This is a genomic window from Pseudotenacibaculum sp. MALMAid0570, from assembly GCF_040151415.1.
Lineage (GTDB): Bacteria > Bacteroidota > Bacteroidia > Flavobacteriales > Flavobacteriaceae > Polaribacter.
In genome coordinates, this window is sequence record NZ_JBDKWF010000047.1 from 261,437 (window position 1) to 282,869 (window position 21,433).

Genomic DNA, 21,433 nt, shown 5'->3' on the forward strand with positions numbered 1-21,433 from the left:
TTAAATTGAAGTTTCTGTAAATGAAATATTAAGTTCTTTTTGTATTTCATGAATTCGTTGTATTTCATTCGGTAATACAAAGGCCATAGATATACCTGTTTTTCCGGCTCTGGCTGTTCTTCCACTTCTATGTGTGTAATATTCTAATTTTTCTGGTAACTGATGATGAATTACAAATGATAATCCACTCACGTCTATTCCTCTTGCTGACACATCAGTAGAAACCAAATATTGCAAGCTTTCATTTTTAAATGCTCGCATAGCCTTATCACGTTCTCTTTGTTGCATATCTCCTTCCAAAGCTCCAACAGAAAACCCTTCATCTATAAGTTGTTTGGTAAGATTTTGAGTTCCTGCTTTTGTTCTACAAAAAATAATTCCTCTTTCTTCTGGCCTTCGCTCTAAAAAAGTAATGATTGCTTCTGTTTTTTCTTTGATAGAAGTTCTCACAAAGCGATGACTAATATTCGCATTTACCAGAGCATTTCTATTGATTTCAACTCGAGACGAATTCGGATCCATATAGGTTTTGATAATTCTCTGTATTTCTTCTGGCATTGTTGCAGAGAATAACCAAGTATTCCTTTCTCCTGAAGTATATTTTAAAATTCTATTCAAATCTTGTTTAAAACCCATACTTAGCATTTCATCAGCTTCATCTAAGACTAAAGTTTTAATTTCCTTTAAATCTATACTTCCTCTTTCAATAAGATCTATCAAACGACCTGGTGTGGCAACAACAACATGTGTTGTTCTCTTTAGATTGTGAATTTGTCTGTCTATTTTTTCACCTCCATAAACTCCTTCAACAAAAATCTTATGATTGTTATACTTTGTAAACTTAAAGAGCTGTTTTTTTATTTGCTGAACTAACTCTCTTGTTGGCGATAAAATAAGCGCTTGGATAGTAGCATTATTAGGGTCTATTTGTTGTACAATAGGCAAACCAAAAGCAGCCGTTTTTCCTGTTCCTGTTTGTGCCAAACCAACAAAATCGGTTTTTTTGTCTATTAGTATAGGAATTGTTTTCTCTTGAATTTCTGTAGGTGTAGAAATTCCTAGTTCTTTAATAGATTTCACAAACTCCTTCTTAATTCCTAAAGCGGCAAATGTGCTCATAATTCATGTTTAATTCTACCGCAAAGGTACAGTTATTTGGGAGCTAATGTATCTAAAATCTCATTTGTTATTCGTGTTGGTTTAAATGTCTTTGCATCCAATAAACAATAAGTTGTTTGGGCTTTCACAAGAAGTTTCTCATCTTTAAAAAATTCTACATGCCTCAAAGATTTAATTCCCCCTGTTTTTCCTACCCAAGTTCTTACTTTTAATCTATCGCCAATTGTAGCTTGAGCTAAATAATCTATTTCGTGACGTAGAACAACCCAAACATAATTAGAAGTATTGTGTCCTTTTTTAAGTTCATTCCAATGCAAATTAGCAATGTTTTGCACCCAATGTAAATAGACAACATTATTCACATGATTTAATTCGTCAATATCTTCTTTTAAAACAGTAATTTGAATTTCAAAAACACTCATAAAACAAACATAATTTAAATACACTGGATATGTTAATTTATCCCTAAATATTTTCATTCGTAGAAAATTACATTTTTATAATTGTGATATTTGTAGTCCTTATATGACAGATTTAGCTAACGAACTTGGTACCCAAAAAATAAGCAAACTCCTTATTAAACAAGCTGTCCCAGCATCTATAGGTATTTTGGTGATGTCTTTAAACATGATTGTTGATACAATTTTTGTTGGACAATGGATTGGATCCTTAGCAATTGCTGCAATTACTGTAGTCTTACCGATTGTATTTTTGATTTCTTCAATAGGAATGGGAATTGGAATTGGTGGAAGTTCAATTATTTCAAGAGCTTTAGGAGCTAAGAATTTTTCCAAAGCATTTTTAACCTTCGGAAATCAAATTACATTAACGCTTTGTCTTTCAGTATTCTTTGTTGTTATTGGTACATTTTTTTGTTCTTCTCTCCTATTGCTTTTTGGAGCTAACGGAGATATTTTGGTTCCAGCAACAGAATACTTCCATGTAGTTTTATATGGTGTTCCTCTTTTGGCTTTTGCTATGATGGGAAACCCTGTAATTCGTGCAGAAGGAAAACCAAAATTTGCGATGTATGCTATGATTATTCCTGCAATCACAAATATTGTACTGGATATTATCTTTATCAAGATACTAGATATGGGAATGTTTGGTGCTGGTTTAGCAACTTCGCTATCTTATCTTGCTTGTGGTTTGTTTATACTTGGTTTTTTTCTTTCAAAAAAAAGCGAACTATCCATCAATCTAAAGGACTTAATCCTAAGTTTTCCAATTGTAAAGGAAATCATCCAATTAGGAGGTATTACAGTAATTAGACAAGGAACCATAAGTTTACTAATGATTGTCTTGAATGCAACTTTATTTAAGTATGGTGGCGAATCTGCTATTGCTGTTTATGGTATTATCAATCGTGTTATGATGTTTGCACTATTTCCAGTACTAGGTGTTACTCAAGGATTTCTTCCTATTGCAGGATATAATTATGGTGCTAAAGATTCAAAGAGAGTTAAAGAAACCATTAAAACAGCCATTCTTTATGGAACCGGTGTTGCTACAATTGTCTTTATCGGAATTATCGTTTTTCCAGAAACAATAGCTAGTATGTTTTCTAACGATGCTAATCTGATTTCTGAAACTCCAAATGCTTTACTATTAAGCTTTTTAGCTACTCCTGTAATTACAACTCAATTGGTTGGGTCTGCATATTTTCAAGCAGCAGGAAAAGCATTGCCAGCATTAATACTAACACTATTAAAACAAGGTATATTTTTAATTCCTCTGGTCTATATTTTACCAAAATTTTTTGGATTAAATGGTGTTTGGTTTTCTTTTCCAATTGCTGATATCCTAGCTACTTTAATTACTGTGCTTGTTTTAAGAAAAGAAGTTAAAAAGAACTTGACATAACTTATTTTTCATCTTGAAGAGAATATGAGTAACTTGTGATCAAAATATATTGATCATGAAAAATATTGTTCTCATTTTCGCATTAATTTTTACTACAAGTATTTGTTTAGCTCAAAAGACAAATCCAAATTACGATGCTGACTTAGCTAAAAAAGTTAATGCGGATGATTATGGAATGAAATCCTACATTTTTGTAATTCTAAAAACAGGTAGTAATACTTCTCAAGACAAAGAATTAAAAAATAAGGCTTTTGCAGGCCATATGGATAATATCAATCGTTTGGTAAAAAATAAAAAAATGATTGTAGCAGGTCCTATGCAAAAAAATGATAAATCCTATCGCGGAATTTTCATTCTAGATGTATCTACTATTGAAGAGGCAGAAAAACTATTGCTAACTGATCCAGCTATTAAAGAAAAGTATTTAGAACCTGATTTATATGTCTGGTATGGTTCTGCTGCCCTAGTAACCTATTTAGAATCTGCCGATAAAGTTTGGAAAAAAGGATTTTGATATTTGATTCGCTATGAAAAAAATTATACCATTTTTATTTATTAGTGTACTAGTTATTAGTTGTTTTTCTGTTGAAACTAAGAACCCTAAAAAAGCATTTGAATATTGGGCAGGTTTTTCACCAGGAGATTCTATTCAGATTTTAAATGGTCAATATTATCAATCCCCTCATTTCACTTTAGAATATGAAGCATTTTTAAAAATTAAGCCCACAATATATTGGTGGAAAGCACTAGTTAATCAAAAAAAGTTAGTTAGAGATACAAGTGAATGGAATAGGTTTACCAATAATGATATTCCTAAATGGTTCTCTCTAAATAAAGAATATTACATGTACAAACCTAAAGATGTACATAATAGATCACGTTTCTTTATTCATAAGGAAACTCGAATTGTCCTTATTTATGATACCATTGGAATGTAAAATCATAGTACAATGAGTTCTTTAGATGAATTTTATTTAAGCAAAGAAGAGCCTAGCAAAAGCTGTCTGTTAGTACTGCGAAAGTTGATCCTTGAACAAGATAAAAGCATCAACGAAACTAAGAAGTACGGTATGCCTTGTTTTTGTTATGGAAAAAAAATGTTTTGTTACTTGTGGACAGACAAGAAAACCAATGAACCTTATATTTTATTTGTAGAAGGAAAACATCTAAATCATTATCAACTAGAATCAGGATCACGAAAACGCATGAAAATTTTCAGAGTCAATCCAGATCAAGATATTCCTATAGATACAATTACATTACTAATACAGAATGCTATTAATGTCTATAAAAACGGAACTGTTTCTTAATTTAAATTATACTCTCTCCATTTAGATTGGTAGTAAGCACATCACTCATATAATTGAAGAAAGGGCGTAATGCTTTAAATGTACGATCTACTTCGTTGATAAAATCAGGGTCTAAAACTTCAGCATCAGTAAAATTCCTAACAGCTATATAACCTTTTTTACGAATCAAATCAATATCTGGATGCTCTTTATCAAAACCTTTGGGTGCTGTTTTTAATTCATCCCCATCAAATTTTCCTCCAAAATATTTCTGATAATTTTTATCGTCAAGAATTGCACGCATTTCTGATGCATCAATTTCTATTTCTTTTCTAATACGGAATAAATCTTCTTTATTTGGCTCCCAAAAACCACCTGCTAAAAAGCTCTCTCCTGGTCGAATACGTAAAAAATAACCGCCTCGTAAGTGTTTTCCTAATCTAGAAAAAGAACCAGCAAAATGAGGTTTGTAGGGAGTTTTATCTTTTGAAAAACGAACATCTCTATAAATTCTAAAAAGTTTGAATTTTTCTATTTCGTCATGCTCTTCTAAATTCTTGCGAATAGATGCGTATAAGGCTTTCGCATTGTCTTGCGCTTCTATAAATCTTGGTTTTTGTTCTGCAAACCAATCGCGGTTATTATTCTTTTTAAGATCTTTTAGGAATTGAAAGCTTGATTTGTTGAATTGCATGCTGGTTGTTTTTTTGGAAAGGTCAATTTACAAAAAACAAAAAACTGCGTCAAAGAGCGCTTGTTAAAGTTTCTTATAAAAATTTCGATTAATTGATTATCTATGCATCATGAATCTAACTCAACAACGTTTCTATGGCTTTCAAAACACTCCGTTCTTATGGAACGGATTTCTTTCTGAACTAGAGCAATTCGAATCTTCTACTGAGTTGTTGAGTATTAGAGAGAAAGTTCCAAACCTAACTCATGACAAAAGCGCTATTCGACTAGGGAATTATGTTGAGCGATTGGTTTCTTACGCACTACATCAAAATTGCGATATTCAAATTCTTAAAGAAAATGTTCAAATTATTTCCAATAAGGTAACATTAGGAGAGATTGATTGTCTGTTATTACATAGTAATCAACCAGTTCATTTAGAGATTGCTTATAAATTTTACTTGTATGATTCTTCAGTAGGATCAACTTTTTTAGAACATTGGATAGGTCCAAACCGAAGAGATAGTTTGGTTCTAAAAATCAATAAGGTGAAAAACAAGCAGTTTCCTCTTCTTTATTCAAAAGAATGTGAATCGTTACTTTCAGAATTACAACTAACTATTGATGACATTCAACAAAAAACCTATTTCAAAGGACAGTTATATCTTCCTTACGGTAAAGAAATAGAGATAGAGCTATTAAATCCTGATTGCGTTTGCGGATTTTATATAAATACAAATCTGCTACAAAAATTTTCTGACTGTAAATTTCACATTCCAAAAAAACTTGATTGGTTAATTGAGCCTCATGTAGATGTAGATTGGTTGAATTTTGAACAACTACAACAACAAATTGAAATGTTCCATCAAAAAGAATCAGCTCCATTATGCTGGTTAAAACAACCTAATGGAGAAATAACCAAAATATTTGTGGTTTGGTGGGAAATTCAAACTAGATAAGTATTTGTATTTTTATTCACAATGAGTTTATTTAAACATCCTTATCCTTTTGATCCTACCTTTAAGCACCATGCAATTATTGCATTAGGTTTATTTATATGGATTTTTTGTTTCCTATATCTCACAGAACCCCTTGATGTGAATGAATTTGGAGATCGAGAAAAACTTATTTATTTACCTGGTTATGGATTGGTTGGTGGTGTGATGTATTTGTTTTTTCTACCATTACAATACCTTCTCTATAAGAGAAATCAGGACCGTTGGTTTATTTTACAGGAAGTGTTATTTATTCTTTTATTTGTTGGTATTTCTATTTTCATTGTTCGTGGTTTTTATTTGTATGTGGTAATGCTTGGAGAAAGTAATCCTTACAGTTTTAATTATCAGTTGACTTCTATAACATTACCAGCAATTGCAACTATTTTACCCATTGTATTGATTGGTCGTTTTGCTTTTGGTAAATACAAGGAAAAGAAACTTGAAGAATCAAAAATTGAAATTAAAGGAGAAGGAACATATGATGGTCTACGATTGTTATTAAATGATTTGATTTGTGTTCAATCTTCAGATAATTATATTGAGGTTTTTTACTACTCTGGAAAGGAAGTCAAAAAAGCATTGATTCGAAATAAGCTTTCTGTCATTGCAGAAGATTTTCCTGAGTTGCTTCGTGTCCATCGCTCCTATATTATCAATCCTTATCATTTTCAGCAGTGGAAAACGGAAAACGGAAAGTTATTTGCGGAGCTCTCTTCTTCTATTTTCACCCCTATATCTAACACTTACAAAAACAAGGTTAAATCGTTTTTAAATTCTACCACAAATAACCAGTAATTCACCCCAATAGCTTGTCTTTGTTAAGTTTTTAACACTTCTTGATTGTAATTTTGAATCAGAAAGTTTCACCTAAAAATTATAATCATGACAACAAAAATCTATACTACTGTAGCTATTGTATTTATTTCTTTAGCCTCTTTCTGTCAAGAAAAACAACAAGAAGTTCTATTAATGGGAACCATGCATACAGTTCCAAAAATTGTAAAGAATAGCTATAAACCTATGTTACGATATGCAACTAAATACAATCCACAAGCTATTTATGTTGAAAATCCAATGGCACAAGATTCTATCAGCTGGGAATACCTAAAGAATGGTTGGTCTAAAGGATATAAAAAGTTTTATTATCTATCAGATTCCTTAAAAAAATCATTTGACTTTAATGAAAAAACATTCAATAGAATCTTATCGAAGAATCATAAGGATATGACTCAAGATGATTTATCATATCTAATAAATAGCTTTGGATATAAGAGAGATGTTGGAAATTTTGAGTTCTATAATTATTTAAAGACTCATGGAATAAAGGGATCTAAAAAACCAACAAGAAATGAAAATGGAGATCTCACTTACAAGCTTGCAATAAAACTGGGACACAAAATGGTTTTTAACATGGATGACCAACAAACGAATAAAGAATACCATGAAGAATGGAGAAAATGTGCTAAAGAAGGGGTAAGAAATGGAAACAATAAAATATCAAAGAAGTTAAATAAGAAAGATTACAATAGTGCTATCATTCCAGCAATTTTCAGAGGTTTAGGTAGACATACAAACAAAAGAAAAAGTTTACTCAGATTGCATACAATGAGTTCTTTTAAGTATGTTATTGAGGACACCTCAGGTTGTATAGAAGGAAGACGTTATTTTCATGAGCGTGATGCAAGAATGGCAAAAAATATTGCAACTCAAATACTAAGATCAGGTAATGAGAGAAATATTGTTATTGTAGGAGCTGCTCATATCATAGGTTTGGAAAAAGAATTGAAAAAGAATTATCCAAATCTTAAGGTGAAACTTGCGTATGAGTAGTTTTAAAGCGACCTCTTTCTAAGGGGTCGCTTTACTATTCTCTAGACTTCAAAACTTCTACAACATCTTCTAATCGGTATCCTTTAGCTTGTAAAAGCATTAGATAGTGAAATAATAAATCTGCACTTTCATTCAAAAATAATTCATCATTATTGTCTTTAGCTTCAATTACTACTTCTACGGCTTCTTCACCTACTTTTTGAGCCACTTTATTGATTCCTTTTTGAAATAGGCTAGCTACATACGATTTTTTTGTATCTGCTTTTTCAATACGTTCTGAGATTACACTTTCTAATTTCGAAAGAAAACCATAGGAAGTTGTGTTTTTCTCACTCCAGCAAGTATCTGAACCTTTGTGACAAGTTGGGCCAACTGGTTTTACTTGAATCAGCAATGTATCATTATCACAATCTAATTTCATGTCAATTAGGTTTAGATAATTCCCACTTTCCTCTCCTTTAGTCCATAAACGTTTTTTCGTCCTACTATAAAAAGTAACTTTTCTTGTTGTTTGTGTTTGATCAAAAGCTTCCTTATTCATATAACCTAACATCAAAACATTCTTCGTTGATGCATCTTGAATAATAGCGGGTACTAAACCATCTGTATTCTTAGTGAAGTCTATTTTCATAATCGTACTTCTATATTGTTGTTTTTTAATTCTTGTTTTAATTCCGGAATGGGTATTTCTCCAAAGTGAAATACACTGGCTGCTAAAGCAGCATCCGATTTTCCTTCTTTGAACGTGTCTATAAAGTGATCTACCCTACCTGCTCCTCCTGAAGCAATGATAGGAATGTTTACTAATTGAGAAAGTTTAGCCAAAGCTTTATTGGCAAAACCTGTTTTAGTTCCATCGTTATCCATAGAAGTGAATAATATCTCGCCTGCTCCACGTTGTTCTACTTCTTTTGCCCATCCAAATAAATCTAATTCTGTGGGAATAGTCCCCCCAGCCAAGTGAACTTTCCATTTTCCATCAACTTGTTTTGCATCAATAGCGACTACCACACATTGACTCCCAAATTTCTGAGACAACTCATTAATTAATTCTGGCCTTTTGACTACTGATGAGTTGACAGAAATCTTATCTGCTCCGCTTTTCAACAATATATCTACATCTTCTACGGAAGAAATTCCTCCACCAACTGTAAAGGGAATATTGACTTGTTCTGCCACTTTTAAAACCATTTCTCTCATTGTTTTTCTACCTTCTTGTGTAGCAGAAATATCTAGAAACACCAATTCGTCTGCTCCTACTTCAGCATAGGTCTTTGCTAGGGCTACAGGATCTCCAGCGTCGATTAAATTGACAAAATTGACTCCTTTAACTGTTCGTCCGTTTTTAATATCCAAACAAGGAATAATTCTTTTTGTTAACATACTTTTATTATGTCACCTTGAGCGCAGTCGAAAGGTCTTTCTCTAATTGAGATTCCTCCACTACAGTTCTGAATGACAAGCTTAATTTTTAATTATATATTTTTCTAATTGTTGTAAACTGATTCTATTTTCGTAAATAGCTTTTCCAATAATAACTCCTTCACATCCTAATTCTTGTAATCTTGGCAATTCATCAAAAGTTGAAATCCCTCCAGAAGCAATTAAATTAATTTTAGGCACATCATTTAAAACTCGTTGGTATAATTCAAAAGAAGGTCCTTTAAGCATTCCGTCTTTTGAAATATCTGTGCATATTGCATATGATACTCCTTTCTTTTGATAGTTTTGTATAAACGGAATTACCGTTAAATCACTCTCTTCTTGCCATCCACTTACAGCAATCTTTTTATCTTTACAATCGGCTCCTAGTATAATTCGATTGCTACCATATTTTTTGATCCAACTTTCAAATACTTCAGGTTTTTTAACAGCAATGCTTCCACCGGTTATTTGATCTGCTCCAGACTCGAAAGCAATTCGCAAATCTTCATCAGACTTTAATCCTCCGCCAAAATCAATTTTTAAATTCGTTTTAGTAGCTATCGCTTCTAAAGTTTTGTAATTAATTATATGACTTGCTTTCGCACCATCCAAATCCACCACATGTAAGTATTGTATTCCATATTCTTCAAATTCTTTGGCAACTTCTACTGGGTTTTCATTGTATATTTTTTTCGTATTGTAATCTCCTTTTGTTAAGCGCACACACTTCCCTTCTATTATATCTATTGCAGGTATGATTCTCATATCAAATATTTAAAAAGTTTTGTAAAATTTTCTCTCCCGATGACCCGCTCTTTTCTGGGTGAAACTGCACTCCATAAAAATTATCTTTCTGTAATGCAGAAGCGTATTCTACATCATACGTTGTGTTAGCAATGTTCAACTCAGAATTATCAGCATAATAGCTATGTACCAGATACATATAATCATTCTCTTTAATTCCTTCAAACAGTGGTGAACTCAAGTTTGAGATAGTATTCCACCCCATTTGTGGGACTTTCACATTCTTAGAGAACTGTTTTACCGCTACGTTAAAAATTCCTAACCCTTTTGTAAATCCTTCTTCGGTAGTATTACACATTAATTGCATACCTAAACAAATTCCTAATACAGGTTGTTTTAATGTTGGAATCAGCTTTTCTAGTCCAGATTCTTTCAATTTATTCATTGCTGAACTTGCCTCTCCTACACCTGGAAAGATGACTTTATCTGCAGTTTTAATTTCTTCCCAATCACTTGAGAGTATAGCATCAACTCCCAATCTTTTAAAAGCAAACTGAATGCTTTTGATGTTTCCAGCACCATAATTTATGATAACCAATTTCATTATAGTACCCCTTTAGTTGATGGTAAAATCATTTTTTCTACATCTCTCTTTACCGCCATTTTAATGGCTTTTGCAAAGGATTTAAAAATAGCTTCTATCTTGTGGTGTTCGTTTGTTCCTTCTGCTTTAATATTCAAATTACATTTGGAACCATCCGTGAAAGATTTAAAAAAGTGCATAAACATTTCAGTAGGCATTTTTCCTATCATTTCTCGTTTGAACTCTGCTTCCCAAACTAGCCAATTTCTTCCTCCAAAGTCAATAGCAACTTGTGCTAGGCAATCATCCATTGGTAAACAAAACCCGTAACGTTCTATCCCTAGTTTATTTCCTAAAGTTTGTGCAAATACTTCGCCTAAAGCAATAGCCGTGTCTTCAATTGTGTGATGCTCATCCACTTCTAAATCCCCCTTTACTTTGATGTTTAAGTCCAATTGTCCGTGACGAGCAATTTGATCTAGCATGTGGTCAAAAAAGGCAATTCCAGTATCAATATTACTTTTTCCAGTTCCGTCTAAGTTCAAATCAATCTGAATTTGAGTTTCATTAGTGTTTCTTTCTATACTTCCAGTTCTATCTTGTACTTTTAAGAATTGATAGATTTCAGACCAAGCATTGGTTTCTAGAGCAATAGAATTGTTTAATTCCTCTCTTTTAACGCTAATCTCTTCTGCTCCAACTTCTGGATGATCATTTATAAATATTCCTTTTGCACCAAGGTTTTTGGCAAGCTCAACGTCTGTTAAACGATCTCCAATAACATATGAGTTCTCTAAATCATATTCTTTAGAAAAATACCGAGTTAGTAAACCTGTATTTGGTTTTCTTGTTGCTGCATTATCTTTTGCAAAAGTTCTATCAATGAATTGTTCTTGAAAAGAGATTCCTTCCAATTCAAAAGATTTCATTACAAAATTGTGTACTGGCCAAAAAGTATCTTCTGGAAAACTTTCAGTTCCTAAACCATCTTGATTGGTTACCATTACAAGTTCGTAATCTAATTCCTTGGCAATTTTACTTAAGTACTGAAATACTTTTGGGTAAAATTCTAATTTTTCAAAACTATCTAATTGATAATCTATTGGAGGTTCTATAACCAGTGTTCCGTCTCTATCTATAAATAAAATTTTTTTCATTGTAGTTGCATTAAAACCAATATTAATTCTTCATTTTCTATATAATTACCTACAGTTATACGTAAACAATTTTCACACAAAAGTTGTTTACTTCTATTTCTTACCACAATCCCTTTTTCTACCAATTGCTGATATCTTTGATTGGCATCATCTACTTTTACCAATAAAAAGTTAGCATCAGAGGGAAATACTCTTTCAACAAAACTGATGGTTTTCAATTCTAAAGTCAGTTGTTTTCTATCTGCAATTATTTTTCTTATATCTCTTTTGACTCTATCAATATTTGATAAAGCTTCTGCTGCTGTATCTTGTGTGAGTTGATTTACGTTATAAGGTGGTTTGATTTTATTCAAAACAGTAATAATTTCTTTTGAAGCATAGCAGATTCCTAAACGTATTCCAGCCAATCCGTAGGCTTTTGATAAGGTCTGAGTAACTATTAAATTTGGGAACTCACTTAATCGGCTTAGCCAACTTTCTTCTTTAGAAAAATCGATATATGCCTCATCAATTACAACAATACCTTCAAAACCTTTGATAAGCTCTTCTACTTTTTTACTATTGAAACTATTAGCTGTAGGATTATTAGGTGAGCATAAAAACAAAATCTTTGTCTGCTTATTCTGAGTTGCTAAAATTTCCTCAACATTGGGTTGAAAATTTTTGTCCAATGGAATATTAATCAATTCTACATCATTAGTATTTGCTAATACTTCATACATTCCATAAGTTGGCGGTAAAGCAATTACAGTATCTTTTTGAGGTTCACAAAACACACGAAAGATTAGGTCCAACACTTCATCACTTCCATTTCCTAATAAAATTTGATTTGGATTCACTCCTTTCATTTCAGATAACATCTGCTTTACTTTTCCTTGTTGAGGATCAGGATAGCGATTCAAACCAGTATCAAAAGGACTTTCATTAGCATCAATAAAAATCATATCCTGAGATGCTTCTTTAAACTCATCTCTTGCCGATGAATAAGGCATCATCTTTTTGATATTCTCTCGAATGTAACTTTCAATTCTCATTATAAACATCTTTTAATCTTAATGACACTGCGTTTTTGTGTGCTTGTAACCCTTCTGCTTCGGCCATTAATTCAATACTGCGGCCAATATTTTTGATTCCTTGTTTCGAAATTTTTTGAAACGTAATACTCTTGGTATAACTATCTAAATTCACACCAGAATAAGCTTTAGAAAAACCATTGGTTGGCAAAGTGTGATTAGTTCCTGACGCATAATCTCCTGCACTTTCTGGGGTATAATTACCAATAAATACAGAACCTGCATTGCTAATATTATCAACAAAGAATTCGTCATTTTCTGTACAAATAATAAAGTGTTCTGGGCCGTATTCATTGATTAACTCTAATGCTTCTTCTTTACTATCTACCAAAATCAATCTTGAGTTTTCAATTGCTTTAGCTGCTATCTCTATTCTAGGAAGTTCATTTAACTGCTTGCTAATTTCTTCTGAAACAGCTTCTATCAATTTATTGGATGTAGAAACTAAGATTACTTGACTATCTGTTCCGTGTTCAGCCTGACTTAATAAATCAGATGCAACATAAGATGGTATCGCTGAGTTATCTGCTACTATCAACAATTCACTAGGTCCAGCAGGCATATCAATCGCAACTCCATATTTGGTAGCTAGTTGTTTAGCGACTGTGACAAACTGATTTCCTGGTCCAAAAATCTTATACACAGAAGGAATTGAATTTGTTCCAAATGTTAATCCAGCTATGGCTTGAATCCCTCCTACTTTGCAAATTTTAGTTACTCCACATAATTGAGCAGCATATAAGATTTCATTAGCAACTTTTCCTTTAGAATTTGGAGGCGTGCATAATACAATCTCTTTGCATCCTGCTATTTGAGCGGGAACTGTTAACATTAAAACAGTTGAAAACAAAGGAGCTGTTCCTCCAGGAATGTATAATCCAATTTTCTCAATAGGTCTTTTTTCTTGCCAACATTCTACTCCAGACATTGTTTCTTTATACACAATATCTGTTTTTTGAGCAACATGAAATTTCTCAATATTAGATTTTGCTAGTTCGATAGCATTTTTGAGTTCTTTTGAAACTGAATTAACAGCTTCCTTTATTTCTTCTTCACTCACGTTAATACTAGCTAATTCAATACCGTCAAAAAGTGAGGTGTATTTTTGAATTGCCATGTCTCCGTTTCTCTGAACATCATCAAAGATTTGATTGACAGTTATCTCTATATCGTCAACTGTTTTTGTAGGTCTTTTTAAAATATCAGACCATTCTTCTTTAGATGGATATTTTACTGTTTTCATTTACATTACCATTTTTTCAATTGGACAAACCAGAATTCCTTCTGCGCCTTTTGCTTTTAGTTCATCAATAATGTTCCAAAACTCATTTTTACTAATCACAGAGTGTACAGAGCTCCATCCATCTTCAGCTAATGGTAATACTGTTGGGCTTCTCATTCCTGGCAATACGTTAATAATCTCATCTAGTTTATCATTAGGAGCATTTAATAAAACATATTTTGAATTCCTTCCTTTTAGCACAGATTTGATTCTGAATTGTAGTTTATCGAGAATAGCTTGAGCTTCTTCTGATATCTTTGGAGAAACAGCTAAAACAGCTTCTGATGTTAGAAGTACTTCTACTTCTTTCAAATTGTTTTTAAACAAGGTACTTCCTGATGATACTATATCACAGATTCCGTCTGCTAATCCAATATTAGGAGCTATTTCAACGGATCCGTTGATTAAGTGGATTTCTGTATTAATCCCTTTGTTATTTAAGTACTTCTTTACTGTATTTGGATATGAAGTGGCTATCTTTTTGTTGTTAAAAAACTCCATTCCTTCATAGGTTTCTCTTTTTGAAACAGCTAATGAAACTTTACATTTAGAAAAGCCTAATCGTTCTACAAAACGAATATCTTCTCCTTTTTCTACAAGTACATTCTCTCCAATGATGGCAATATCTACTACACCATCTCTTAGGTATTGAGGAATATCACCATTGCGTAGATAAAATACTTCTAAAGGAAAATTTCTGGCAGATGCTTTTAATTGGTCTTTACCATTGTCGATTGAAATGCCACATTCTTTAATAATCTTTAAAGAATCTTCATTCAATCTTCCTGATTTTTGAATCGCTATTCTTAGTTTACTCATTTTTATGTCCTCTTTCTTGAGTTTTGTTTGTGTTTGAGTAAACCTTTTGGGAAGTTTCTAGGTATTTGCTAGAAAAGAAAAACCCGCTTGATTTACTCAAACGGGTTTCAATATGTTGATTTTATTCAATACACTTTCACTTCGCTTGAGCCGAAATATGAAAATGATGATGATGGTTTTGAATAAAATTCATGTCTTATTTTGTTTGAACAAATTTTGCAAATAAAATTTTAATTACACAACTCTTTTTTATAAAAAAAACGAAAAGCTTTTCTTGGGTTTAAATTTTAACATTTTATCTCTATTGATATGTTTACATTTGAAGTACATAAAACCCTTATATCCTATGAGAACAAAAATACTAGCACTCTTTATTACTGCTTTGTTAGCTGTAAATATTCAAACTGAGGCTCAAGAAAGCACAACTGTTTTATTAGACAAAGCAAAAGTTAAAGCTAAAAAAGAAGGCAAAGCAATTTTTATAAAATTTGAGGCTTCATGGTGTGGTTGGTGTCATCGTATGACTAAAAACATGAAAGCTGAAAGTACTAAAAAGTTCTTTGAAGATAATTTTGTATCTGTTCCTGTTGTTGTCTTTGAATCCCCAAAAAATAAAAAATTGGAAAATCCAGGTTCAGAAGATTTAGTAAAGAAATACAAAGGAGAAAAAGCAGGATTACCATTCTGGGTAATCTTAGACAGTGATTTAAATTTGATTACTGATTCTTTTGATTCAAGAGGTCAAAATTTAGGTTGCCCAGCTAGTAAGGAAGAAGTAAAAGCTTTTATTAAAAAATTAAAGAAAGTTGTTCCTGAATTTACTAAAGATGATGCAACCATGATCTCGAAACAATTTATTTTGAAGAAGTAGTTTTCAGATAACGTTAAACAAAAAAGCTCAAGAGTATTCTTGAGCTTTTTTGTTTATGAACGACCCTTCGACTTTGTCAAGGGCAATAACTATTTACTTTACAAAGTTAATCTTACGCATTCGTAAGCTTTCTGGCGTTACTTCTAAGTATTCATCTTCTTTGATGTACTCCATACATTCTTCTAATGAGAAATCGATTTTTGGAGCAATCTTCACTCCGTCATCAGATCCTGAAGCACGTACATTAGTTAACTTTTTCCCTTTGATTAGGTTTACAGCTAAATCGTCTTGTTTTGCATTTTCTCCAACTACTTGCCCCTTGTAGATCTCTTGATTTGGATCGATAAAGAACTTTCCTCGGTCTTGTAAGCGATCAATTGCATAGGCAGTAGCTTTTCCTGCTTCTGAAGAAACAATAGCTCCGTTAACAACATCTGCAAATTCTCCTTTATAGACATCATAACCACGTAATCTGTGATTGATAATGGCTTCTCCTTGCGTAGCTGTTAATAACTTATTTCTTAAACCTATTAAACCTCTTGAAGGAATATCAAATTCTAAATGTTGTAAATCTCCTTTGGGTTCCATCACCAATAAGTCTCCTTTACGCATGGTGACCAAGTTAATTGCCTTACTAGCCAATTCTTCTGGTACATCAATCACCAAGGTTTCATAAGGCTCACATTTCTTTCCGTCAACTTCTTTTAAGATTACTTGTGGTCTTCCAACCTGTAACTCATACCCTTCTCTACGCATGGTTTCAATCAATACCGATAAGTGAAGAATTCCACGACCAAAGACATTGAATTTGTCTTCTGAATCTGTTTCATCTACTCTTAAAGCCAAGTTCTTTTCCATCTCTTTAAAAAGACGATCACGCAAGTGACGAGAAGTCACAAACTTTCCTTCCTTTCCAAAGAATGGTGAGTTGTTAATGGTAAATAGCATACTCATGGTAGGCTTATCTACTTCAATTCTTGGTAGTGCTTCTGGGGCTTCTAAGTCGGCAATCGTATCACCAATTTCAAAACCTTCTATTCCAGTAATAGCGCAAATATCTCCACTTCTTACTTTAGAAACCTTTGCTTTCCCCATTCCTTCAAACACATGCAATTCTTTGATACGGACTTTTTTCGTAGTTCCATCAGCTTTACAAAGCATATAATCTTTGTTTTCTTCTAAATCACCTCTAAATACACGTCCGATGGCAATTCTTCCTGTAAATGAGGAGAAATCTAAAGATGTGATTTGCATTTGTGGAGTTCCTGTTCTGTATGGAGCTTCTGGAATTGTATCGATAACAGCATCTAACAATGGAACAATATCTGTAGTTGGCTCTTGCCAATCTGTACTCATCCATCCATTTTTAGCTGAACCGTATATCGTTGTAAAATCTAATTGATCTTCTGTAGCATCTAAAGCAAACATTAAATCAAATACTTTTTCATGCACTAAATCAGGAGTACAATTTTCTTTGTCCACTTTGTTTACTACAACAATTGGGGTTAATCCTAACTCTAAAGCTTTTCCTAAAACAAAACGAGTTTGAGGCATTGGCCCTTCAAAAGCATCTACCAACAACAAAACGCCATCTGCCATCTTTAATACACGCTCTACTTCTCCTCCAAAATCGGCGTGACCAGGAGTATCAATTACATTGATTTTTACTCCTTTATAGTTTACAGATACGTTTTTAGATAGGATTGTAATTCCACGTTCTCTTTCTAAATCATTATTGTCCAATAATAAATCTGTACGTTCTTTACGATCATCCAAGATTTTTGCTTGATCAATAATCTTATCTACCAAGGTTGTTTTTCCGTGGTCTACGTGAGCTATAATGGCAATATTTCTAATAGATTGCATACTTCTGATTTTTGAAGTTGCAAAAGTAGTCTTTTCTAAATGATTAATTATGAATTATGAAGGATGAATTTTTAAATTATTCAAAAACGGTAATCGAATCATTCATTTACAGTTTCTTCATCATCTTCTCTAAAGGCGCTAGGCAGAATATCAGGAATCAATTTAATTAACAAAGGAAGTAGTAGCGCTCCTCCTGGAAGCATAAAGACAGTAAAAGCTGGGATGGCTTTACAAATGTCTAGCATTTGAACTTTAACTTTTTCTTTTTCTTCTTCTGTAAGTGAGGAATAGGTAGATTTTTTAATCAAAGACATTGCTTCTTTACTTTGTTGAAGCTCTTTATTTAATCGTTTCTTGTTCTTCTGAAGTAATTCTTTTATTTCCTCAACTGATGTCACTATAGTTTTCTTCTTTTACGTTCCTCTTTGATCAAATTTAACTCTCTGCTAGTTTGACCTGCAACTGATGTATTTTCTTCTGCTCTTCTTATTAAATAAGGCATCACATCTCTTACAGGACCAAAAGGTACATATTTTGCTGTATTATAACCTTCTTTAGATAAATTAAAACTGATATGGTCGCTCATTCCATATAATTGACCAAACCATAAACGTTTATCTTCGGGTTTTATATTGTGTTGTTTTGCAAGATCAATCAACATGTAAGAGCTTTCTTCATTATGAGTTCCTGCGAATAGAGCCATCTTTTTATGATCCATCATATAATTAATAGCTTCATTATAATTATCATCTGTAGCTTGTTTATCTACACAAATTGGTGATGGATAACCTTTTTCCTTAGCACGGTCTCTCTCCTTTTCCATATAAGCTCCTCTTACAATTTTTAATCCAATATGATAATCGTTTTGATAAGCTCTTTGATGCATTTGTCTTAAATAATCCATACGATCATGTCTATACATTTGCAACGTATTAAAAACAATTGCTTTTTCTTTATTGAATTTCTCCATCAATTCTTCAACCAAATTATCTGCAGCATCTTGCATCCAACTTTCTTCTGCATCAATTAGAATAGGAATGTCATATTTCTTAGCTTTTTCACATATAGTATAGTAACGATTGACTACTCTTAACCATTCGCTTTTTTCATCATCTGTAAGCTCTTCTTTTTCAGTCAATTTCTGATACAATGCAAATCTTCCAACTCCTGTAGGTTTGAACACTACAAAAGGAATTGACTCTTTTTCTTTAGCAAAGTCTAAACTTTTTAAAGTTTTCTCCATAGCAAAGTCAAACTGCTCTTCAGTTTCCTTTCCTTCTACTGAATAATCTAATACAGAATACACTCCGCTTTTAAACATATTATCTATGTTCACCATACAATCCTCTTCTGTAACTCCACCACAGAAATGATCAAATACTGTTGAACGAATTAACCCTTCTACTGGTAAGTGTGCTTTTAGAGCAAAGTTGGTTACAGCTGTACCTATTCTAACCATGGGTTGACTTTGAATTAATTTGAACAGAAAATACGCACGTTCTAATTCAGAATCAGATTTTAAAGAGAATGCAATCTCGGTATTGTCGAAGATTTTCATATAAGTTTTGTTTGGTTGAACAAAGATAGTCAGCGAGGCCAAATTATTCAATATTTTGTTCTTAATTTGCAGCGTAATTTTTGAAGCATGGAATCTATCAAAGCCAGTACTTATTTTGTTCACTTTAAAGAAAAGGGATACAGCGAGTTAAATCAATTAATCGCTAACAAAAAGTATTCTAGCATCTTCATTTTGGTTGATGAGAACTCTATGGATTACTGCTATTCAAGGTTTATTTCTAATCTAGAAACTTCTTTAACGATTGAAGTCATTGAAATAGAATCTGGAGAAATTCACAAAAACCTTGAAACTTGTTCTGGGGTATGGCAAGCTATGACTGAACTTGGAGCTGACAGAAAGAGTTTGCTAATTACTTTAGGAGGTGGTGTTATTACAGATTTAGGTGGTTTTGTTGCTTCTACTTACAAAAGAGGAATTGATTTTGTAAACATCCCAACTACTTTATTAAGTATGGTGGATGCCTCTGTTGGAGGAAAAACAGGTGTAGATTTAGGTGTTTTAAAAAATCAAATTGGACTATTTGCTAATCCAGAAATAGTTCTTGTAGATATTGACTTTTTAGATACTTTAAATGATAGAGAGTTACGATCTGGAATGGCTGAAATTATAAAATATGGCGCTACATACGACATTAAACTTTTACATAATATAAAATACTATAATCATTTAAAAAACAACGATTTAATACATCGTTCTATAGAAATTAAAAACGAAGTTGTTTTACAAGATCCAAAAGAAAATGGCTTACGTAAAATTTTAAACTTTGGTCATACTTTAGGTCATGCTGTTGAGTCTTATTTTTTAGAGTCTGAACACAAAGAATCATTAAAACACGGTGAAGCAATTGCTATAGGAATGATCTGTGAATCTTATATTTCTTCTAAATTACTTTCTTTTCCAAAGGAAAAACTAGTTGAATTAAAAACGCTCGTTGATTCTATCTATAATAAGATAACAATTGAGAAAGATGATTATCCACATATTTTATCATTACTTAAACATGATAAGAAAAATGTAGGTGGGAATGTAAATTTTGTTTTGTTAAATGATTTTGAAGATTTCCAATTAGATTGTATCGTTCCAGAGGAATTGATGATAGAAAGTTTGGACTACTACAATTCCTAAATTGCTTTTTCTAAAACCGAGTTGTAGATCTCTTCGTAGATAGGCAAGATATTATTTAACGAAAATTGTTTTGTGTGTTCTTTAGCGTTTCTTTTAAACATTGCTAGGTTTTCATCACTCTCTAGAATATTCAAGGCATTGTTAGCCATGTCTTTCACATCACCAACATTGCTTAAGAATCCTGTTTTGCCGTGAATATTTACTTCTGGTAATCCTCCTGTATTAGTTGATATTACTGGAGTATCAGCTGCCATAGCTTCCAATGCAGCCAACCCAAAGCTCTCGCTCACAGAAGGCAATAAGAACACATCAGTATAACAAAGAATCTTTGCAACTTCGTTGCTATTTCCTAAAAAGATTACCTTATCGTTTATTCCCAATTCTTTTACTAAACGTTCTGCGTTTACTTTTTCGGGTCCATCTCCAACCATCAGTAATTTTGAAGGAATGTTTCTTTGAACAATTTCAAAAACTCTAATTACATCTTCAATTCTTTTTACAGGTCTAAAATTAGAAACATGAGTTAAAATACGTTCAGAAGGTTTAGCTAATGCTATTCTTTTGCACTCGTTTTGATGTTCTTTATCGTATTTTTCTGTATCAATGAAGTTGTGAACTACTTGAATGTTTTTTTCAATATTAAACAATCGTAGAGTATCGTTCTTTAAACTGTTGGAAACCGCTGTTACTACATCAGAATTGTTAATACTGAATTCAACTGCCGTTTTATAACTTGGATGGCTTCCTACTAATGTGATATCTGTACCATGTAATGTTGTAACTACTTTGATATCAATTCCTTTTTCTTTCAACATCATCTTCGCCATAAAGGCAGCATAGGCATGTGGAATTGCATAATGCACGTGCAGAATATCTAACTTATTCTTTTTAACCACTTCTACCAATTTTGTAGATAACGCTAACTCATATGGTTGATATTGAAACAATGGATATTCTTCCATCAACACTTCATGAAAGTGAAGCTTGTGAGAGATAAAATCTAATCGAACAGGTTGATTATAGGTGATAAAATGTACTTCGTGACCTTTGTCAGCAAGCGCCATTCCTAGCTCGGTTGCCAATACACCACTACCACCAAATGTTGGATAACATACAATACCTATTCGCATAATTTTGT

General features: G+C 32.5%; 24 protein-coding genes. 9 read left to right on the plus strand and 15 right to left on the minus strand.

Annotated elements, in window-relative coordinates; translation table 11 throughout:
- Positions 1 to 1,119, minus strand: a complete 1,119-nt coding sequence (locus tag AAON49_RS07660; protein ID WP_349553881.1) for a DEAD/DEAH box helicase — start codon at positions 1,117 to 1,119, stop codon at positions 1 to 3.
- A gap of 32 nt (positions 1,120 to 1,151) precedes the next feature.
- Positions 1,152 to 1,598, minus strand: coding sequence for an acyl-CoA thioesterase (locus AAON49_RS07665; RefSeq protein WP_349553882.1), 447 nt, complete (start codon positions 1,596 to 1,598; stop codon positions 1,152 to 1,154).
- Positions 1,599 to 1,644: 46 nt separating this feature from the next.
- Here AAON49_RS07665 and AAON49_RS07670 point away from each other — a divergent pair, with 46 nt between their 5' ends.
- From AAON49_RS07670 to AAON49_RS07685, 4 genes are read left to right on the plus strand one after another with little or no spacing between them, the layout of a single operon-like run.
- Complete coding sequence (locus AAON49_RS07670; protein ID WP_349553883.1) at positions 1,645 to 2,982, plus strand: MATE family efflux transporter; 1,338 nt, start codon at positions 1,645 to 1,647, stop codon at positions 2,980 to 2,982.
- 55 nt (positions 2,983 to 3,037) lie between these two features.
- On the plus strand, positions 3,038 to 3,496 hold the full coding sequence (locus AAON49_RS07675) for a YciI family protein (RefSeq protein ID WP_349553884.1): 459 nt from the start codon (positions 3,038 to 3,040) through the stop codon (positions 3,494 to 3,496).
- Positions 3,497 to 3,509: 13 nt separating this feature from the next.
- Entirely contained in the window at positions 3,510 to 3,920 is a 411-nt protein-coding gene (locus tag AAON49_RS07680; RefSeq protein WP_349553886.1) for a hypothetical protein, read from the plus strand.
- Positions 3,921 to 3,932: 12 nt separating this feature from the next.
- The gene (locus AAON49_RS07685; RefSeq protein ID WP_349553887.1) at positions 3,933 to 4,292 is read left to right on the plus strand and encodes a DUF1801 domain-containing protein; all 360 of its coding nucleotides are present in this window, start codon (positions 3,933 to 3,935) and stop codon (positions 4,290 to 4,292) included.
- A gap of 1 nt (position 4,293) precedes the next feature.
- Here AAON49_RS07685 and AAON49_RS07690 read toward each other — a convergent pair whose 3' ends face one another.
- Positions 4,294 to 4,965: a DUF2461 domain-containing protein gene (locus AAON49_RS07690; RefSeq protein ID WP_349553888.1), complete on the minus strand. Its 672-nt coding sequence runs from the start codon at positions 4,963 to 4,965 to the stop codon at positions 4,294 to 4,296.
- 109 nt (positions 4,966 to 5,074) lie between these two features.
- On the opposite strand from AAON49_RS07690, the gene AAON49_RS07695 reads away from it, so the two are divergent.
- From AAON49_RS07695 to AAON49_RS07705, 3 genes are all read left to right on the plus strand, one after another.
- Positions 5,075 to 5,902, plus strand: a complete 828-nt coding sequence (locus AAON49_RS07695) for a DUF1853 family protein (RefSeq protein WP_349553889.1) — start codon at positions 5,075 to 5,077, stop codon at positions 5,900 to 5,902.
- A 21-nt stretch (positions 5,903 to 5,923) separates the two neighbouring features.
- Complete coding sequence (locus AAON49_RS07700; RefSeq protein WP_349553890.1) at positions 5,924 to 6,736, plus strand: LytTR family DNA-binding domain-containing protein; 813 nt, start codon at positions 5,924 to 5,926, stop codon at positions 6,734 to 6,736.
- A gap of 87 nt (positions 6,737 to 6,823) precedes the next feature.
- Positions 6,824 to 7,771, plus strand: a complete 948-nt coding sequence (locus AAON49_RS07705; RefSeq protein WP_349553891.1) for a DUF5694 domain-containing protein — start codon at positions 6,824 to 6,826, stop codon at positions 7,769 to 7,771.
- Between the two features lie 34 nt (positions 7,772 to 7,805).
- On the opposite strand, the gene hisIE is transcribed toward AAON49_RS07705, so the two are convergent.
- The 8 genes from hisIE to hisG form a co-directional block, all read right to left on the minus strand.
- A complete protein-coding gene (hisIE, locus tag AAON49_RS07710; protein ID WP_349553892.1) occupies positions 7,806 to 8,402 on the minus strand; it encodes a bifunctional phosphoribosyl-AMP cyclohydrolase/phosphoribosyl-ATP diphosphatase HisIE in 597 nt (198 codons plus the stop codon).
- Positions 8,399 to 9,154, minus strand: coding sequence for an imidazole glycerol phosphate synthase subunit HisF (gene hisF / locus AAON49_RS07715; RefSeq protein WP_349553893.1), 756 nt, complete (start codon positions 9,152 to 9,154; stop codon positions 8,399 to 8,401). Before hisF ends, hisIE begins: the two co-directional genes overlap by 4 nt.
- 81 nt (positions 9,155 to 9,235) lie before the next feature.
- Positions 9,236 to 9,961 carry a 1-(5-phosphoribosyl)-5-[(5-phosphoribosylamino)methylideneamino]imidazole-4-carboxamide isomerase gene (gene hisA, locus AAON49_RS07720; RefSeq protein ID WP_349553895.1) on the minus strand — a complete coding sequence of 242 codons (726 nt, stop codon included), beginning with the start codon at positions 9,959 to 9,961 and terminating at the stop codon, positions 9,236 to 9,238.
- 1 nt (position 9,962) lies between these two features.
- Positions 9,963 to 10,544 (minus strand): imidazole glycerol phosphate synthase subunit HisH, encoded by a 582-nt coding sequence (gene hisH / locus AAON49_RS07725; RefSeq protein WP_349553896.1) that lies wholly within the window; start codon positions 10,542 to 10,544, stop codon positions 9,963 to 9,965.
- Positions 10,544 to 11,680, minus strand: coding sequence for a bifunctional histidinol-phosphatase/imidazoleglycerol-phosphate dehydratase HisB (gene hisB, locus AAON49_RS07730; protein WP_349553897.1), 1,137 nt, complete (start codon positions 11,678 to 11,680; stop codon positions 10,544 to 10,546). The genes hisH and hisB overlap by 1 nt, the downstream gene beginning before the upstream one ends.
- A complete protein-coding gene (gene hisC, locus AAON49_RS07735; protein ID WP_349553899.1) occupies positions 11,677 to 12,714 on the minus strand; it encodes a histidinol-phosphate transaminase in 1,038 nt (345 codons plus the stop codon). The genes hisB and hisC overlap by 4 nt, the downstream gene beginning before the upstream one ends.
- A complete protein-coding gene (gene hisD / locus AAON49_RS07740) occupies positions 12,704 to 13,996 on the minus strand; it encodes a histidinol dehydrogenase (RefSeq protein ID WP_349553900.1) in 1,293 nt (430 codons plus the stop codon). The genes hisC and hisD overlap by 11 nt, the downstream gene beginning before the upstream one ends.
- Positions 13,997 to 14,854, minus strand: a complete 858-nt coding sequence (gene hisG, locus AAON49_RS07745) for an ATP phosphoribosyltransferase (RefSeq protein ID WP_349553901.1) — start codon at positions 14,852 to 14,854, stop codon at positions 13,997 to 13,999.
- Positions 14,855 to 15,200: 346 nt separating this feature from the next.
- On the opposite strand from hisG, the gene AAON49_RS07750 reads away from it, so the two are divergent.
- On the plus strand, positions 15,201 to 15,725 hold the full coding sequence (locus tag AAON49_RS07750; RefSeq protein WP_349553902.1) for a thioredoxin family protein: 525 nt from the start codon (positions 15,201 to 15,203) through the stop codon (positions 15,723 to 15,725).
- A 93-nt stretch (positions 15,726 to 15,818) separates the two neighbouring features.
- Here the strand turns inward: AAON49_RS07750 and typA are convergent, their stop codons facing one another.
- The 3 genes from typA to AAON49_RS07765 form a co-directional block, all read right to left on the minus strand.
- Positions 15,819 to 17,591 (minus strand): translational GTPase TypA, encoded by a 1,773-nt coding sequence (typA, locus tag AAON49_RS07755; protein ID WP_349553903.1) that lies wholly within the window; start codon positions 17,589 to 17,591, stop codon positions 15,819 to 15,821.
- A 98-nt stretch (positions 17,592 to 17,689) separates the two neighbouring features.
- The gene (locus AAON49_RS07760; RefSeq protein WP_349553904.1) at positions 17,690 to 17,989 is read right to left on the minus strand and encodes an LETM1 domain-containing protein; all 300 of its coding nucleotides are present in this window, start codon (positions 17,987 to 17,989) and stop codon (positions 17,690 to 17,692) included.
- Positions 17,989 to 19,149 carry a proline dehydrogenase family protein gene (locus tag AAON49_RS07765; RefSeq protein ID WP_349553906.1) on the minus strand — a complete coding sequence of 387 codons (1,161 nt, stop codon included), beginning with the start codon at positions 19,147 to 19,149 and terminating at the stop codon, positions 17,989 to 17,991. Before AAON49_RS07765 ends, AAON49_RS07760 begins: the two co-directional genes overlap by 1 nt.
- 87 nt (positions 19,150 to 19,236) lie before the next feature.
- Between AAON49_RS07765 and aroB the strand changes: the two genes are divergently transcribed.
- A complete protein-coding gene (gene aroB, locus AAON49_RS07770; protein WP_349553907.1) occupies positions 19,237 to 20,295 on the plus strand; it encodes a 3-dehydroquinate synthase in 1,059 nt (352 codons plus the stop codon).
- Here the strand turns inward: aroB and bshA are convergent.
- Complete coding sequence (gene bshA / locus AAON49_RS07775) at positions 20,292 to 21,425, minus strand: N-acetyl-alpha-D-glucosaminyl L-malate synthase BshA (RefSeq protein WP_349553908.1); 1,134 nt, start codon at positions 21,423 to 21,425, stop codon at positions 20,292 to 20,294. The two genes, aroB and bshA, sit on opposite strands and share 4 nt — an antisense overlap.
- Positions 21,426 to 21,433: the final 8 nt, after the last annotated feature.